General features: G+C 69.8%; 19 protein-coding genes. 5 read left to right on the plus strand and 14 right to left on the minus strand.

Annotated elements, in window-relative coordinates:
* The first annotated feature begins 1 nt into the window (after window position 1).
* A complete protein-coding gene (locus tag DYE23_RS18565; RefSeq protein WP_011893552.1) occupies window positions 2-613 on the plus strand; it encodes a type II toxin-antitoxin system PemK/MazF family toxin in 612 nt (203 codons plus the stop codon).
* 11 nt (window positions 614-624) lie between these two features.
* On the opposite strand, the gene DYE23_RS18570 is transcribed toward DYE23_RS18565, so the two are convergent.
* Window positions 625-1,233, minus strand: coding sequence for a GNAT family N-acetyltransferase (locus DYE23_RS18570; RefSeq protein WP_011893551.1), 609 nt, complete (start codon window positions 1,231-1,233; stop codon window positions 625-627).
* Window positions 1,234-1,240: 7 nt separating this feature from the next.
* Entirely contained in the window at window positions 1,241-1,669 is a 429-nt protein-coding gene (locus DYE23_RS18575) for a CBS domain-containing protein (protein WP_011893550.1), read from the minus strand.
* A gap of 121 nt (window positions 1,670-1,790) precedes the next feature.
* Here DYE23_RS18575 and DYE23_RS18580 point away from each other — a divergent pair, with 121 nt between their 5' ends.
* Window positions 1,791-2,651, plus strand: a complete 861-nt coding sequence (locus DYE23_RS18580; RefSeq protein WP_115327864.1) for a ribonuclease Z — start codon at window positions 1,791-1,793, stop codon at window positions 2,649-2,651.
* Here the strand turns inward: DYE23_RS18580 and DYE23_RS18585 are convergent.
* The 3 genes from DYE23_RS18585 to DYE23_RS18595 are packed head-to-tail and all read right to left on the minus strand — an operon-like array spanning window position 2,635 to window position 6,102.
* Window positions 2,635-3,474, minus strand: coding sequence for a transglutaminase family protein (locus DYE23_RS18585; protein WP_011893548.1), 840 nt, complete (start codon window positions 3,472-3,474; stop codon window positions 2,635-2,637). The two genes, DYE23_RS18580 and DYE23_RS18585, sit on opposite strands and share 17 nt — an antisense overlap.
* Window positions 3,475-3,477: 3 nt before the next feature.
* Window positions 3,478-4,452, minus strand: a complete 975-nt coding sequence (locus tag DYE23_RS18590) for an alpha-E domain-containing protein (protein WP_011893547.1) — start codon at window positions 4,450-4,452, stop codon at window positions 3,478-3,480.
* A 15-nt stretch (window positions 4,453-4,467) separates the two neighbouring features.
* A complete protein-coding gene (locus tag DYE23_RS18595) occupies window positions 4,468-6,102 on the minus strand; it encodes a circularly permuted type 2 ATP-grasp protein (protein WP_115327865.1) in 1,635 nt (544 codons plus the stop codon).
* Window positions 6,103-6,297: 195 nt separating this feature from the next.
* Between DYE23_RS18595 and rpsT the strand changes: the two genes are divergently transcribed.
* A complete protein-coding gene (rpsT, locus tag DYE23_RS18600) occupies window positions 6,298-6,558 on the plus strand; it encodes a 30S ribosomal protein S20 (protein WP_011893545.1) in 261 nt (86 codons plus the stop codon).
* 56 nt (window positions 6,559-6,614) lie between these two features.
* Here the strand turns inward: rpsT and holA are convergent, their stop codons facing one another.
* Genes holA through DYE23_RS18615 form a run of 3 tightly spaced genes read right to left on the minus strand, consistent with a single transcriptional unit; the run spans window position 6,615 to window position 9,831 of the window.
* Complete coding sequence (holA, locus tag DYE23_RS18605; protein ID WP_115327866.1) at window positions 6,615-7,574, minus strand: DNA polymerase III subunit delta; 960 nt, start codon at window positions 7,572-7,574, stop codon at window positions 6,615-6,617.
* Window positions 7,571-9,040, minus strand: a complete 1,470-nt coding sequence (locus DYE23_RS18610; protein ID WP_011893543.1) for a ComEC/Rec2 family competence protein — start codon at window positions 9,038-9,040, stop codon at window positions 7,571-7,573. The genes holA and DYE23_RS18610 overlap by 4 nt, the downstream gene beginning before the upstream one ends.
* Window positions 9,040-9,831, minus strand: coding sequence for a ComEA family DNA-binding protein (locus DYE23_RS18615; protein WP_011893542.1), 792 nt, complete (start codon window positions 9,829-9,831; stop codon window positions 9,040-9,042). Before DYE23_RS18615 ends, DYE23_RS18610 begins: the two co-directional genes overlap by 1 nt.
* Window positions 9,832-9,938: 107 nt before the next feature.
* On the opposite strand from DYE23_RS18615, the gene DYE23_RS18620 reads away from it, so the two are divergent.
* Entirely contained in the window at window positions 9,939-10,601 is a 663-nt protein-coding gene (locus tag DYE23_RS18620) for a hypothetical protein (RefSeq protein ID WP_013471355.1), read from the plus strand.
* On the opposite strand, the gene DYE23_RS18625 is transcribed toward DYE23_RS18620, so the two are convergent.
* The gene (locus DYE23_RS18625) at window positions 10,598-11,416 is read right to left on the minus strand and encodes an SDR family NAD(P)-dependent oxidoreductase (RefSeq protein ID WP_011893539.1); all 819 of its coding nucleotides are present in this window, start codon (window positions 11,414-11,416) and stop codon (window positions 10,598-10,600) included. The genes DYE23_RS18620 and DYE23_RS18625 overlap by 4 nt on opposite strands.
* Window positions 11,417-11,475: 59 nt before the next feature.
* On the opposite strand from DYE23_RS18625, the gene DYE23_RS18630 reads away from it, so the two are divergent.
* Entirely contained in the window at window positions 11,476-12,537 is a 1,062-nt protein-coding gene (locus tag DYE23_RS18630; RefSeq protein WP_011893538.1) for an NAD(P)H-dependent amine dehydrogenase family protein, read from the plus strand.
* Here the strand turns inward: DYE23_RS18630 and DYE23_RS18635 are convergent.
* Genes DYE23_RS18635 through nadD form a run of 5 tightly spaced genes read right to left on the minus strand, consistent with a single transcriptional unit; the run spans window position 12,515 to window position 15,807 of the window.
* Complete coding sequence (locus tag DYE23_RS18635; protein ID WP_011893537.1) at window positions 12,515-13,363, minus strand: DegV family protein; 849 nt, start codon at window positions 13,361-13,363, stop codon at window positions 12,515-12,517. The genes DYE23_RS18630 and DYE23_RS18635 overlap by 23 nt on opposite strands.
* Before the next feature lie 6 nt (window positions 13,364-13,369).
* Complete coding sequence (gene octT, locus DYE23_RS18640; RefSeq protein ID WP_011893536.1) at window positions 13,370-14,119, minus strand: diglucosylglycerate octanoyltransferase; 750 nt, start codon at window positions 14,117-14,119, stop codon at window positions 13,370-13,372.
* Window positions 14,109-14,783 carry a glucosyl-3-phosphoglycerate phosphatase gene (gpgP, locus tag DYE23_RS18645; protein ID WP_011893535.1) on the minus strand — a complete coding sequence of 225 codons (675 nt, stop codon included), beginning with the start codon at window positions 14,781-14,783 and terminating at the stop codon, window positions 14,109-14,111. The genes octT and gpgP overlap by 11 nt, the downstream gene beginning before the upstream one ends.
* Window positions 14,780-15,169 carry a ribosome silencing factor gene (gene rsfS, locus DYE23_RS18650; RefSeq protein WP_041787825.1) on the minus strand — a complete coding sequence of 130 codons (390 nt, stop codon included), beginning with the start codon at window positions 15,167-15,169 and terminating at the stop codon, window positions 14,780-14,782. Before rsfS ends, gpgP begins: the two co-directional genes overlap by 4 nt.
* Complete coding sequence (gene nadD / locus DYE23_RS18655; RefSeq protein WP_081437653.1) at window positions 15,166-15,807, minus strand: nicotinate-nucleotide adenylyltransferase; 642 nt, start codon at window positions 15,805-15,807, stop codon at window positions 15,166-15,168. The genes rsfS and nadD overlap by 4 nt, the downstream gene beginning before the upstream one ends.
* Window positions 15,808-15,847: the final 40 nt, after the last annotated feature.

Below are 15,847 nucleotides of genomic sequence, written 5' to 3' on the forward strand. Positions count from 1 at the left end.
TATGGCGTCACCGTCATGGAATCTGAAGGCGTTTCAGCGCTTCTTGGTGAAGGGCACCGAGAACCTGGTGTTCAACGAGGCACCCAAAATCGTGCGACAACTCCAGCGATCGGACACGCTACAGCGCGGGATCGCGCAGGGCATCCGCATCGGACTCGACGTGCTGTCCGGGCCCGCGCCGTCGAACACCCCGGCGCTTCCGGCCGGACGTCCGGTCTCGCGCAACTTCGTGCCGACCGCGCACCGGGCCCGCAAGGTCTCCTACTCGCCCGATCTCGACGGGCGCGCCGACCCGGGCGAGATCGTGTGGACGTGGGTCGCGTTCGAGGACGATCCGACCCGCGGGAAGGACCGTCCGGTGCTGGTGGTCGGCCGTGACGGTCGGGTGCTGCTCGGCCTGATGCTGTCGAGCCAGGACCACCATCGCGGCGACCCCCAGTGGGTCGGCATCGGTAGCGGCACCTGGGACTACGAGGGACGGTCGAGCTGGGTGCGGTTGGACCGCGTGCTCGACGTCCCGGAGGAGGGCATCCGCCGCGAGGGGGCGATCCTGGCGCGCGAGGTGTTCGACGTCGTCGCCGCGCGACTGCGCGCCGAGTACAGCTGGTCCTAGCCCGGCCGGCTCTATCCGGGCTGCCGCCACATCTGCCACATCGTCGGGCCACCGCCCGGGACGGTGATCTCGCCGGTCACCTCGAAGCCGAAGCGCAGGTAGTACGGGACATTGGATTCCTTGCTGGACTCCAGGTAGGCGGGGGCGCCCTCGGCGTCACAGCGGTCCAGCCGCGACCGCATCAGCGCGTGTCCGAACCCGCCGCCGCGCACGTCGGGGTCACTGCCGATCACGGCGAGATACCAGTGCGGCTCCTCGGGATGGTGTTCCTTCATCATCTCGGCGACGCCCATCCCGCGGCCGACCTTCAGGCCCATGGCCAGCAGGAAGGCGGGCATCATCCGCAGCTCCTCGCGCGGGGTCTGTTTCCACCTGCCCGGCGGATCCCACAGCGCCGCCGCCCCCACGGTGCCGGCGCGTCCCGCGACCTCGACGGCGTCGTTGCCCATGAAATGGTGGCGCGCCATCGCACCGAAGATCCGGGGCAGCGCGCGGGCCCGCTTGGCGTCGTCGGGCACCATCCACATCATCACGGGATCGTCGAAGAAGGCGCGGCCCAGCGTGTGGGACAACTGCTTCACATCCCGCTTCTGTGCGAAGCGGACATCGACCTCGTTCACCGCCCGATCAACCCTGCGTGATGTAGGCCTGGAGCCGCTCGTGTTCGTGCTCGAGCTCCTCCATACGGGTCTTCACGACGTCGCCGATGCTCACGATCCCGGCGAGTCGGCCGTCGACCACGACCGGCACGTGCCGGACCCGGTTGTTGGTCATCAGCGCGCTGAGACTGTCGACGGAATCGTCCGGTGTGCACGTCGCCACGAGCGTCGTCATGATCTCCGACACCGGACGCCGCAGAAGGTCGGCACCCATGTCGTGGAGCTTACGGACGATGTCGCGCTCGGAGACGATGCCCTGCAATCCGTCGGGCGAGACGACGACCATCGCACCGATGTTGCGCACGGACAGCTCGGTCAGCAGCCCGGCTACGGACGTCTCGGGCGTGATCGTGGCGACCGCCGCACCCTTGCTGCGCAGCACGTCGGAAATTCGCATCGGCTTCACTCCTGAATGACCCGGCTCGTGAGTGACCCAGCTCACGTCAGGTTACTCCTCGGCGGGTGCCACAACGCCGTTTACCGCCCACTTTCTCCGCTGGGCCGGTATATGTGGGCGCATGATCGAAGTCACGCTGCTCGGTACCGGAAGCCCGATCCCCGACGCCCGTCGCGCGGGACCCTCCACGCTGGTGCGCGCGGGTGGTCAGACGTTCCTCGTCGACTGCGGCCGGGGCGTGCTGCAGCGCGCCGCCGCGGTCGGCGTGGGCGCCAACCAGATCTCGGCGCTGCTGCTCACCCACCTGCACAGTGACCACATCGCCGACCTCGGTGACGTGCTCATCACCCGCTGGGTCTCGAACTTCGCACCGGACCTGCCCCCGCTTCCCATCATCGGCCCACCCGGTACCGCCGAGGTGGTGGAGAACATGTTGAAGGCGTTCAGCTTCGACATCGGCTACCGCATCGCACACCACGACGACCTGACGACACCCCCACCGGTGGAGGTGGAGGAGGTCACCGACGGAGTGGTGTGGGGTCGCGACGAGGTGTCCATCCGGGTCGGCCCCACCGACCACCGGCCGGTGACACCGACGATCGGCTTCCGCATCGAACACCACGGCGCCTCGGTGGTGCTCGCCGGGGACACCGTGCCGTGCCGGGGTCTCGACGAGCTCGCCGCGGGAGCAGGGGCATTGGTACACACCGTGATTCGGCGCGACCTGATCGAGGCGCTGCCGATGCAGCGCATCCGGGACATCTGCGACTACCACTCCTCGGTGGAGCAGGCAGCCGAGACCGCGACCCGCGCCGGTGTCGGGATCCTGATCCTCACCCACTACGTGCCGACGCTGCAGCCCGGCCAGGAGGACGACTGGCGGGCACTGGCGGCCACCCGGTTCGACCGCCAGATCGAGATCGGCGACGACCTGCACCGCGTGCAGGTCCACCCGGGGGTGTGCGCTAAGCCAGCCGGGTGATCTCGACGATCACGTCGAGGTCGGTCGACCCCTCGCCGGAGTAGATGCCCTTCAGCGGCGTGACGTCCGAATAGTCCCGGCCCACACCGACGCTGATGTACTGCTCGTTGATCTCGGCGTCGTTGGTCGGGTCGTAATAGCGCCACTCCCCCGTCCACGCCTGGATCCAGGCGTGACTCTGCCCGTCGACGGTGTCCCCGACCTTCGCGTTCTTCTTCGGGTGCAGGTACCCCGATACGTACCGCGACGGAATCCCCATGCCGCGCAACACCATCAACGTCAGGTGTGCGAAGTCCTGGCACACCCCTTTGCCCTCGCGCAGCGCGTCCACACCGGAGGTGTGCACACCCGTCGTGCCCGGCACGTACTGCAGCTCGCCCTGCACCCAGCGCGCGGCCTCGATCACCGCTTCGCCGGGCTCGTGATACTTGGCGATCCGCCGGCCCACCCGCTCGATGCGCTTGCTGGCGGGCACGTAGTGCGTCGGAGCAAGAACCTCGTCGTAGCGGTCGATCACCGCCTCGCTCGAGAGGTCCTCCCAGGTGACCTTCACGTCGGGCTGTTCAGGCTTGTCCGTCTCCACCACCGAGGATGCCGTCACCTCGAGCTCGGTGTGCGGAGCATGCAGATCGAAGGCCGTCACCGCCGTGCCCCAGTAGTCGACATAGCGGTACGACCTTGTCGCGGGAACGGTTTCGACGCGGTTGAGGATCACGTTCTGCCGGGAGTCCGACCGCGGCGTCAGGCGCGCCTCGTTGTAGGAGGCGGTGACCGGCGACTTGTAGGCGTAACCCGTCGAGTGCACCACTCGCATCCGCCACATGACCTAGATCTCCCCTTCTTCGATCACCAATGCGTTGCGCCCGGCATCCGTCCACGCCACCCACGGCGCGGAGTGGAAGTACTGCAGCGCCAACGCTTCTCCGACGTCGAAACACGTCTTCTGGAGGTCGGCCAGCCGAGTCTCCAGCGAATCCAGGAGCGCCCCCGGCTGCAGGAACTCCAGCTCGCTGCGGGCCCGGCCGAGCAGCCGCTGCGCCTCGGCGGTCGCGCCGAGCCGGTTGTGCGGACGGTTCATCAGCTCGTCGAGGCTGTGTTCGGCCAGCCGCAGCGAGTAGAAGATCGACCGCGGGAACAGCCGGTCGAGCATCATGAACTCGACGACCCTCCCGGCGTCGAGGACGCCGCGGTAGGTCCGCAGATAGGTGTCGTGCGCGCCGGCCGAGCGCAGCAGCGTGACCCACGCCGGCGACGACGCACTGTCACCGACACGCGACAGCAGCAGACGCACCGTCATGTCGACGCGTTCGAGAGCCCGCCCGAGCACCATGAATCGGTAGCCGTCGTCGCGGCTGAGCGTCGAATCGGCCAGCCCGGCGAACATCGCCGCCCGGCCCTCGACATAGGACAGGAACTCGTGCGGGCCCAGTCGCTTGGCGGCGCGTTCCCGCTCGGCGAGCGCATTGTAGGTCGTGTTCAGACACTCCCAGATCTCGGTGGAGGTGACTTCTCGTGCACCGCGGGCGTTTTCCCGCGCAGCCGAGATCGCGTCGACGATCGAGCAGGCTCCCACGCTGTCGCGACTGAAGGCCACGATGTCGGTCAGCGACCACACGTCGAGCGCTCCGTCGGGCGGGTCGATCCCGAGCACCTTGAGCAGTGTCCGCGACGCCTGGTCGGGGTCCACGCTCGAATCTTCGAGCAGTTGGTGCACCGTCACGTCGAGGATCCGGGCCGTGTCGTCGGCGCGCTCGACATAGCGGCCGATCCAGTACAGCGATTCCGCGTTTCTGGCCAACATCAGATGGTCACCGCCCTACTGCTGTTGCTGCTGTTGTTGATCGAGCGTGCTCTCGGCCCTGCTGCTCTTGCCGACCGTCTTGCTCGACGGCGCCTTCGGCAGGGAACGCACCACTTCGGCGGCGGCGAGCTCGCGGTCGGCCACCGAGGTCCGCGACGCCAGCACCCAGGTGTCCTTCGAGCCACCGCCCTGGCTGGAGTTGACCACCAGCGACCCCTCGGGCAGCGCCACCCGGGTCAGCCCACCCGGCAGCACCCACACGTCGTTGCCGTCGTTCACCGCGAACGGGCGCAGGTCGACATGGCGCGGCGCCAGGGAGTCCCCGATCTGCGTCGGCACCGTCGACAGCTGCATGACCGGCTGCGCGATCCAGCCGCGCGGATCGGCGATGATCTTCTTCGTGATCGTCGCCAGCTCCTTCTCCGACGCGTCGGGACCGAACACGATCCCGTAGCCGCCGGACCCCTCGACGGGTTTGATCACGAGTTCGTCGACGCGGTCGAGCACCTCCTCGCGCTCGTCGTCGAGCCAGCACCGGAATGTGTCGACGTTGGCCAGCAGAGGTTTCTCCCCGAGGTAATACTCGATGATGGTCGGCACGTAGGTGTAGACCAGCTTGTCGTCGCCGACGCCGTTGCCCACAGCGCTGGAGATCACGACGTTGCCGGCGCGGGCCGCATTGAGGATGCCTGCGACGCCGAGCACCGAGTCGGGCTTGAACACCATCGGGTCCAGAAACTCGTCGTCGATGCGGCGGTAGATCACGTCGACCTGGCGCTCACCTTCGGTGGTGCGCATGTAGACGGCGTTGTCGCGGCAGAACAGGTCACGGCCTTCGACCAGTTCGACACCCATCTGCCGGGCCAGCAGCGAGTGCTCGAAGTAGGCGGAGTTGTAGACGCCGGGGGTGAGCACGACGACGGTCGGGTCGGCGACGTTGTTGGCCGCCGCGTTGCGCAGCGCCCGCAACAGGTGCGACGCGTAGTCGCCGACCGCACGCACCCGATGGGTGGCGAACAGGTTCGGGAACACCCGCGCCATCGTGCGGCGGTTCTCCATCACGTACGAGACGCCGGACGGCGAGCGCAGGTTGTCCTCCAGGACGCGGAAGTTGCCCTGCTCGTCGCGGATCAGGTCGATGCCGGCGACGTGGATGCGCACCCCGTTGGGCGGCACGATGCCCACCGCTTCGCGGTGGAAGTGCTCACACGAGGTGATCAACCGGCGCGGGATCACGCCGTCGCGCAGGATCTCCTGCTCGCCGTAGATGTCGTCGAGGTACATCTCCAGGGCCTGCACCCGCTGACGGATCCCGCGCTCCAGGCGCGTCCACTCCGCCGCCGAGATCACCCGCGGAACCAGATCGAGCGGGAACGGCCGCTCCTGCCCCGACAGCGAGAAGGTGATCCCCTGGTCGGTGAACGCCCGCCCGAGCGCCTCCGCGCGCGCCTCCAGGTCGGACACGTCGGCGGGGCCGAGTTCCTTGTGGATGCCCTTGTACGGACCGCGCACGTTGCCCTGGGCGTCGAACATCTCGTCGAAGGCCTGGGAATACGAACCGAGCTTGTTGTAACCACCGAAGACGCCGTCGTGCCGCTTGGCGTTGCGGGCGGCGCTGCTGCGCACGGTTCGTATGGTTTCGGTCGCCAAGATTTCCCCTACTCTTTCCCGGACGCACGGTGCGCGAGTATCCGAATGACATGCTGCAGCATGCTGGCCGTTTCGGCAGGCCAGTCCCTCTCGCTTTGGGGGTTTTACCCACTCGCTGCTACCCTGAACAGTCGCTGGCCCCGTGCGGCCGCCCACAGACTCAAGTAACCCTGTCGATCTTTAGAAGGAACACGCGTGGCCAACATCAAGTCGCAGCAGAAGCGAATCCTCACCAACGAGCGCCGTCGGCTGCGCAACAAGTCGGTGAAGTCGTCGCTGCACACCGCGGTTCGTGGCTTCCGCGAGGCCGTCGAGTCCGGTGACAAGGAGAAGGCAGGCGAACTGCTTCTCGCGACCAGCCGCAAGCTCGACAAGGCCGCCAGCAAGGGCGTGATCCACAAGAACCAGGCCGCCAACCGCAAGTCGGCGCTGGCCCGGGCCCTCAACAAGATCTGAGCTCCAAGCTCCGAGTTTCTACCGACCGCTCAGTCGCTGACCAGCGCTCCAGCTGTTTACTCGCTGACCAGCTCGGCGACTGAGCGGACTGCTTTCTCCAGCGCGTAGTCGGCATCGGCCGCCGCGCCCTTCACATCGGCATTGAGCGCCGCCACCACCCGCACCGCCTCGGCCACCGAGTCACGCGACCACCGCCGCGCCTGCTTCTGCGCTTTCTGAACACGCCACGGCGGCATGCCCAGCTCCCCGGCCAATCGGTACGGGTCACCGGACAGCGGCCCCACCCGCGCGATGGTGTGCACCGCCTCGGCCAGCGCGTCGGCGAGGACCACGTGCGGCTCGCCGGCCATCATCGCCCAGCGCAGCGCTTCGGCCGCACCGGCGACGTCGCCGAGGACCGCCTTGTCGGCGATGTCGAAGCCCTTCACCTCGGCCCGTCCCGAGTGATAGCGGCGCACCGCCGCCGCATCGACCGATCCCCCGGTGTCGGCCACCAACTGCGAACACGCCGCGGCGAGTTCGCGGATGTCAGATCCCACGGCGTCGAGCACCGCGGTCACGGTGTCGTCGTCGACCTTGACGCGCAGGGACCGGAATTCCTTGCGGACGAAGTCGGCACGCTCGGATGCCTTGGCGATGCGGGCGCACGGATGGACCTCCGCGCCGAGCTTCTTGACATGGTCGGCCAGCGCCTTGGCCCGGCCACCCCCCGAGTGCACGATCACCAACAGGGTGCCGGCGGGCAGATCCGCCGCGGCCGACTGGATCAGTGCGACGGCCTCCTTGCCGGCCTCGGCGGCGGATTCGAGGACCACGACGCGTTCGTCGGCGAACAGGGACGGACTGAGCAGCTCGGCGAGTTCACTGACGCTGACCTCGCCGGCGCGGAGCCGGTCGACCGGCACATCGGCGGTGCCCGCCGACTTACGCGCGGACTTGAGCACGGCCGCGACCGCACGTTCCACCAGCAGTTCCTCGTCGCCGAGAACCAGGTGCAGGGCGCTCTGTTGAGTCACCGCATGATCGTTTCACGTCGCCCCGACACGACCCGATGCCACACCGCCGCAACCGCCACGGCGAGCACGGCGACCGTCAGCACCCCGGCGATCCCCGACGGCACCGGCACCGTCGCCGCGGGCATCCGCGCGGCCCACCGGGCCACGGTCAGCAGCCACCACACCTCCGGCCCGGTGAACCGGATCAGCAGCTCCGCGCCCGAAGGCCACAGCGCACACAGCGCTGCGGCGGCGGTCCCGAACACCGTGATCGGCGGAATCACCGGCGCGACCGCCAGATTCGCCAGCACTCCCACCAGGCTCACCGAACCGGAGATGCCGGCCACCAACGGTGCCGTCACCAACTGCGCGGCCAGCGCGACGCTGACGGCATCGGCCGGCGGTTTGGGCCACCCCCGCTCGGTGAGGCGCCGCGACCAGGCCGGGGCGATGACGACCAGCGCCGCGGTGGCCGAGACCGACAACGCGAAGCCGACGTCGACCGCGAGTTCCGGAGCTCCGACCATCAGGGCGATGACGGTCGCCGACAGCGCGGGCAGTGCCTGCCGACGGCGGTGAGACAACACCGCCAGCAGCGTGATCGCCCCCATCACCGCGGCGCGCAGCACGCTCGGTGACGGCTGCACGACGACGACGAACGCCAGCAGCGTGATCGCGGCCAGACCGACGGCTGCCCGCGGTCCGATCAGCACCGCGGACAGCAGCACGGCGCCGCAGACGATCGTCACGTTGGCGCCCGAGACTGCCGTCAGATGCGCCAGGCCCGACGCGCGGAACTCACCGGCGATGCGCGCGGGCACCGCCGTGGTGTCGCCGAGGACCAGGGCGGGCAGCATCGCGGCCGGATCCGCCGCGAGAGCCAGGCGCGCGGCATCCGCGAACTCTGTGCGCAGACCGTGGGCGGCCCGGTGGATCGGCGCGGCGTCGCCCGCGACGGGCCGGCCCTGCGCGGAGAGCACCGCGACCGTCAGGTCCCGTCGCGTCGGACGGGAGACCCGGGCCCGGAATGCGGCGGACTGGCCGGCCGACAGACGCGCGTAGTCACCCGCCGCGGCGAAGACCACGACGTCGCCCGATGACGGTGCCCCGTCGAGGCGCACCAGCGTCCCGCGGATCATCGTGCGGCCACCGGCGAGAACCCGCGGAGTGTCGGCGGGCGTCACCGTCACCTCGACCACCGAACCGACACGGCCGGTGATCGGGTGGTCGCCGGCCGCGTCCACCCGGGCCGTCACCGCGACGGCGAAGCCGGCGCCGATCAGCGCCACCGCCACCGTGGCGGCGGCCCGCCCCCGGCGCGGCGCCTCCGCCGCGGTGCGGCGTGCCGCCCACCACCCCACCGCCGCGGTGACGCCCACCGCGACAGCGAGCACGGCGAGCGCACCGGCCCACAGCCAGAGGATGCCGGCCGCGGTCACCAGCCAGCTGGTCAGTGCCGCCGGGACGAGGCGCAGGTCCACGGCCATCACACACGGACGAGGTCGCGCAGCTTGTCGAGTCGCGCGGGACCGATACCGTCGACGTCGCCGAGTTGGTCGACGCTGGTGAACCTGCCGTTGGCGTCCCGCCAGGCCACGATCGCGGCGGCGGTCACGGGACCGACGCCGGGCAACGTGTCGAGTTGCTCGACGGTCGCGGAGTTCAGATCCACCAGACCCGGTGAGCCCGGGCTGTTCTCGGGCATCGCGCCACCGCCGGGCGAACCGGCGTCCGCCACCACCGCGCTCCCCATCCGCGTCGGCTGCCCCGGCGGCGCACCGAGGCCCACCACGATCTGCTCACCGTCGGCGACGCGGCGCGCCATGTTCAGGCCGAGCATGTCGGCGCCGTCGAGCGCCCCGCCGGCCGCATCGAGCGCATCGGCGATCCGGGACCCAGGAGGCAGCGTGACCAGCCCGGGCGTGTGCACCAGACCGACCACGCTGACCACCACGGGCTCCGCCGGTGCCGGGGCGCCCGGTGCCGCTGACGACGCCATGTCCACCGGCGGCAGCTTCGCCGAGACCACCGCCGGCGGACTGTCTCCGATCAGCGTCAGCACCGTGACCAGAACCGCGACGACGCCGACGACACCGAGCGCGATCACGCCGGCACGACCGGGATCGGCACGGATCCTCGTCAGCCACGCCGACGGACCGCTCGGCTCGTCGGCGGGCAGCCACCGCGACAGCGACGTGTCCGGTGCGTCGTCCTCGGCGGTGTCGGGGTCGGATCCGAGACGCCGTCGCAGCCGGTCAGCGGGCAGTTCGGTGGACATGCGCCGACGGTATGGCGGCTCGGCGACAGCGGAGCCGCGTTCGGGACCCGGCGGCTGCGGCCTGTGGATGAACTCGGCATTGTGGATGGCAGCTAGCATTGCGGCGCATGAACCGCCGAGCCCCGTTGATCGCAGGTGTGGCGTTCGCAGTGCTCTACGCGACGGCCGTGCTGCTGATCCCGTCTCTGCCCGGACCGGACGCCGGACTCGTCCGCACCCAGGCCCTGCTTCTGACCTTCTCGGCGCTGGCCGTCGTCGTCGTCCTCGCGTTCGCCAGGGACCGGCTCGCCGGCCCGGCGGCGCATCTGTTCACCATCGGATCCGCGGTGACGGTCACGCAGCTGTGCGTATCGGTCTGGTTCATCGCGGGTTCGGCGCTGCGGCCCGGACAGGTGACCGTCGGCACGGCACTGGCCATCGACGATGTCGGCGCCATGTGGCTGCCCGTCGTGACCGTCGCGAACATCCTGGTGGCCGCGCCGATTCTGCTGGCCGCCAACGAAGGCGAGCTGCCCCGCTGGCTGGGAACCGCCGCCGCGGTCTTCACCGTGGAACAGCTCATCGAGACCATCACCATCATCGGTCCGCCCGGCAGCTTCATCTCCCCCGGCGGACCGATGAACCACTACCTCGGCGGCACGCTGACCGCGGCGTTCTACCTGGCGCTCGGAGTCGCGCTCGCACTCCCGGACCGTCCCGCCGCCCAGGCGCCGCACAGCGCCTCCACCGACGGCCCGGCGACCGAGATGTCCGCCGCCGACCCGGCTTAGCGCACCACGACCGCGCTCGGGGTTCGCGGTTCGCCCAGCATGCCCCGATGCGACGGAGGTGTCCTGCCGCCCTCGTCGGTGATGCCGTATCGCGCGGCCAGCTCGGCCCCGATCACCGTGTGCCCACTGAGGTCGGCAAGGCCGGGGTCGCGGAACAGCGCGTCGATCACATGCCCGGTGAACTCCGGGGTCTCGGCGTGCGCGGCGAACGCCGCGAGCGCATCGGGATCGCTGTCGAAGGCGCCCCGCAGCTTCGCGGTGAGCAAGATCCCCATCCACACCGAGACCGTCGCGACACCGGTGCCGCGGAAGTCGACGGCCATGTCGGCGGCCATCTTGTCGACGCCCGCCTTCTGGGCGCCGTACGCCGGGCCGTGCATGTAGCAGACCGACCCGGGCGAGGACGTGAACGCGATCAGCGCCCGGTCCTGCGCGGCCAGCAGCGGCGCGGCATACCAGGAGGCGATGTAGGACGAGCGCAGACCGACGGTGAGCACGTCGGCCAGATCGCGCGGTTTCTCCCAGAACGGCGCCGCGCTCACCAGGTTGTCCGAGATCGCGGCCGCGTTGTTGACCAGCAGGTCCAGCCGACCGGCCTCGGCGCCGACCCGGTCGAACACCCGTCCGACCGCATCGTCGTCGCGGTGATCGACCCGGATGCCGGTGCCCCACGCGGGATCCTCGGCGATGCCGCGTCCCGTGCCGTACACGCGCCAGCCGTGGGCAGCCAGCGCGGTCGCGATGCCCAGGCCCGCGCCGCGGCCGGCACCGGTCACGACGGCTACCGGGCCGGTCACCGGCGCGATGTCGCTCATGCGGCCACCTTAGAGGCAGTAGCTTGCTGGGTGACCGACACTCGACGAGGAGGGCATCGATGCCACCGACCACCACAACCGATCGGCCACTGCGGGTGATCCAGTGGACCACCGGCAACATCGGTCGGCGATCGCTGCACGCGATCATCGGCCGTGACGACATGGAGCTGGTCGGTGTGTTCGCCCACGGGGCCGACAAAGTCGGGGTGGATGCCGCCGATCTGGCCGGCCGGCCGGAGCCGACCGGCGTGAAGGCCACCGACGACATCGAGGAGCTGGTGGCACTGCGACCCGACGCGTGCTGCTACAACCCGCTGTGGCCGAGCATCGACGAACTGGTGCGGCTACTGGAATCGGGGATCAACGTGTGCTCCAGCGCAGCCTGGATCACCGGCGGCAAGCAGAGCCCCGAGGACCTGGATCGCATCCGGAAAGCCTGCGAGACAGGCAATTCCACGATCTTCGGTAGCGGCGCCCATCCCGGGATGAGCAATCTGGTCGGGATGGTGCTCTCCGGTGCGTGCGAGCGGGTCGACGAGATCCGGATCACCGAGTCGGTGGACTGCTCGACCTACGAGTCCGCCGGCACCCAGACCGCGATGGGCTTCTCCCAGGACCCCGACACCCCCGGCCTCGCCGAGAGCGTGCGCAGGGAGAGCGAGGTGTTCGCCGAGTCCGCGGCGATGATGGCCGACGCGATCGGCGCGACGCTGGACCGCATCACCTTCGACGTCACCTTCACCGCTGCCACCGCGGACAGCGACCTCGGGTTCATGCAGATCCCGAAGGGCACCGTCGCCGGTGTGCACGGTTACCACCGCGGCTGGGTCGGCGATCACAACATCGTCAGCGTCGGCTTCAACTGGATCATGGGTGAGCACGTCACCCCGCCCAAACCGCTGGAGCACGGGCACGTCGTCCAGGTCTTCGGGCTGCCCAACATGCGCACCGTCGTGCACTGCCTGCCGCCCAGGGACTGGACCGAACCCGGGTTCATGGGTCTGGGGATGATCTACACCGCGATGCCGGTCACCAATGCCGTGCCGGCGGTGGTGGCCGCGCCACCGGGCATCGTCACCCTCGCCGACCTACCGCCGATCACCGGCCGTTCGGCCGTCTGACCTGGACGGCGACGCCGACCGCCCCACCGCCGACGTGCACCGACAGCAACGGACCCATGTCGGCGACGGTGAGCGACGACAGCTGCGGAAGTCGTTGCGTCAGAGCGGCGCCGAGTTCATCGGCGGCATCGTGATTGTCGACGTGGTGCACGACGAGCTCGGCGGGCCGCTCCCCGACCACGTCGGCGACACGCGTCACCATGGCCGCGTGCGCCTTGGTGGCCGTACGGATCCGCTGATCGAGCACGAGGCGGCCGTCGACGTCCAGACACAGCAGCGGTTTGAGTGCCAGCGCGGTGCCCAGCCACGACGCCGTGGTGCGGATGCGTCCGCTCCGGCGCAGGTTGTCGAGCCGGTGCACGACGAGGAAGACGTGGGAGCCGGCGATCGCCGAGCGGGCGGCGGCTTCGACGGTGTCCAGATCACCGCCGGCCTGCGCGCAGCGCGCCGCAGCCGTGGCGATGAACCCCACCCCCATCGCCGCCGACCGCGAATTGACCACGCGCACAGCGGGTCCGAACTCTCGCGCCACGGTGGCGGCAGCACTGTAGGTACTCGACAACGCCCCCGACAGATGCACCGCGACGACACCGTCACCGCCGCTGTCGGCCAGGGCCTGCCGGTAGACCTCGGACAGTTCTGCCGGGGATGCCCCCGCCGTCGTCACCTTCGGGCGGTCGTGGATGTCGTACGGGATGTCGTCCACGCCGTCACGCAGGTCGACGCCGTCGACCAGCACGTGCAGCGGAACCTCACGAATTCCCCACCGGCGCCGTTGTTCGGGCTGCAGGCGTGACGACGAATCGCTCACCACGACGACGGGCACGGGTGATCACTGACCGTCCGCGGCGGAGGCCGGCACGCCCGCCTCCGCCAAACCCTTGAGCATCAGGTCGGCGACGGCCTGATGCGCCTCGAAGTTCCAGTGGATCCCGTCGGGATTCCCCCTGCCGCTCATCACCTCCTCGCCGACCGCGGCCTTGAGGTCGACCAGCGGCACACCGTGCTCGGCCGCCCAGGCGCTGATCGCCGCCACGGTGCCCGGCCGTCCGCGATGGGACATGCCGTAGGTCGGCGCGATGTGCACCGACGGCAGCGACGCCACGACCGGGATCCCGGGGCGGTTGAAGTCGATTGCCGCCCTGGTCATCTCGAGGTACTCGACGGTCAGATGCGGGGGCAACGCCGGCCGCGCGATGGGCGAGAGGCGCGGCTGCAGCCAGCCGTACCCGTCGCGCGCCCACCGGCGCAACCGTGGCGGGCGGACGTAGCGGATCAGCTCACGCAGGGCGGTGGGCAGCGGAGAGGGCAGTGAGTCCATGCCCGACGTCGCGAAGATCACCGCCCCGGCCCGGGGCAGCGCCGCCCACGACCGCGGGTCCTGCGTGGCGGCCCACCACACGTCGCGACTCGTCCAGCCGATGCGGCCGATCAGCTCCACATCCCAGTCGAGTTGTCCGGCAACGAGATTCGGCCAGATGCGGGGATCGTCGGACGGGAGTCCGCCGGTGGGTCCGTAGTAGGACAGCGAATCGCAGAAGATCAGCAGTGTCCTGCGGACGCCGGTGGGGTCAGAGGACATCGCCGGCAACCTGCGCCGAGGCGTTCCACACGTCGAGACGCCACCGGATGTCGTCGAAGGATGCCGGATCGCCGTCGGCCCGGGTGTGGCCGGCCAGCTGCACCCAGCTCGCGTTACCCATGCCGCCCAGTACCGGCCAGTTGTCGGCGGGCAGCCCGAGCAGTGCCGCCGTCAGCGCGGCGATGAGCCCGCCGTGCGCGACGAGCACCACCGGCCGGTCCCCCGCCGATCCCCACTCGGTCTGCTGCGTCACCAGCTCGCGCACCAGAGGCAGGCTCCGCCGGGCGACATCGATGCGGCTCTCGCCGCCGTGCGGGGCCCAACGGGCGTCGTCGCGCCACGCCAGCCGCGCGCCGGGCGCGACCTCGTCGACCTCCAGATGCGTCATCCCCTGCCAGTCCCCGAGGTGCGTCTCACGCAGCCGGGCGTCGATGCTGACCGGTTGTCCGCACCGGTCGCCGAGCACGACCGCGGTGTCGAGGGCGCGCCGCAGATCCGAGGACACGATCAGCAGCGGGTGGCGTTTGGCCAGGGCATCGGCCGCGGATGCGGCCTGCTCTCGGCCCAGATCGCTGAGATCGGTGTCGAGTTGGCCCTGCATGCGGCTTCCCGCGTTGTACTCGGTCTGGCCGTGCCGGAGCATGACCAGCCGCCGGATCGTCACGCCCGGTCCTCGGAGTCACCTGCGGGGCTGTCGAGATCCACCGGCACGATCGGGCAGTCCCGCCAGAGCCGGTCCAGCGCATAGAAGTTGCGTTCGTCCTGGTGCTGGACGTGCACGACGATGTCGACGTAGTCGAGCAGCGTCCAGCGCCCTTCCCGGGTGCCCTCGCGGCGCGCCGGCTTGTACCCGGCGCGGCGCATCTTCTCCTCGACCTCGTCGACGATCGCGTTGACCTGCCGGTCGTTGCTCCCGGAGGCGATGACGAAGCAGTCGGTGATGACCAGTTGCTCGGAGACGTCGATCACGACGACGTCCTCGGCGAGCTTGGCCGCGGCCGCGCGGGCGGCGATCGTGGCCATGTCGATGGCTTCAGCTGTGGCGGTCAGGGACGCTCTCCTTCACCTGCGGGGTTCTGGTTGCGATAGAGATCGCGCTTGGCGACGTACTGAACCACGCCGTCGGGGACCAGATACCAGATGGGACGGGACTGCTCGGCACGGAGCCGGCAGTCGGTGGACGAGATCGCCAGGGCAGGGACCTCGACGAGATGCAGCGCGTCGGCGGGCAGCTCGGCCATCGCGGCCGAGATGTGCTTGCCGTCCAGTTCGTACCCGGGTCTGCTGACCCCGATGAACCGGGCGATCGCGAACATCTCCTCCCAGTTCTGCCACGACAGTATCGAGGCGAGCGCATCGGCGCCCGTGATGAAGTAGAGGTCCGCGTCCGGATTCTGGGCGCGCAGGTCACGCAGGGTGTCCTTGGTGTAGGTCGCCCCGCCGCGGTCGATGTCGACCCGGCTCACCGAGAAGCGGGGGTTGGACGCCGTCGCGATCACGGTCATCAGGTAGCGGTCCTCTGCGGGCGTGACGGGCCGGCTGCGCTTCTGCCAGGGCTGGCCGGTGGGCACGAACACCACCTCGTGAAGGTCGAACAGATCGGCGACCTCGCTCGCCGCGACGAGGTGTCCGTTGTGGATGGGATCGAACGTCCCACCCATCACCCCGATACGCCGCCGCGATTGCACGAATAGCGAGCTTACGGGAGCGTCCCGCCCGGGTTCGGAC

The sequence above is a fragment of the Mycolicibacterium gilvum genome, from assembly GCF_900454025.1.
GTDB classification, from domain to species: domain Bacteria; phylum Actinomycetota; class Actinomycetes; order Mycobacteriales; family Mycobacteriaceae; genus Mycobacterium; species Mycobacterium gilvum.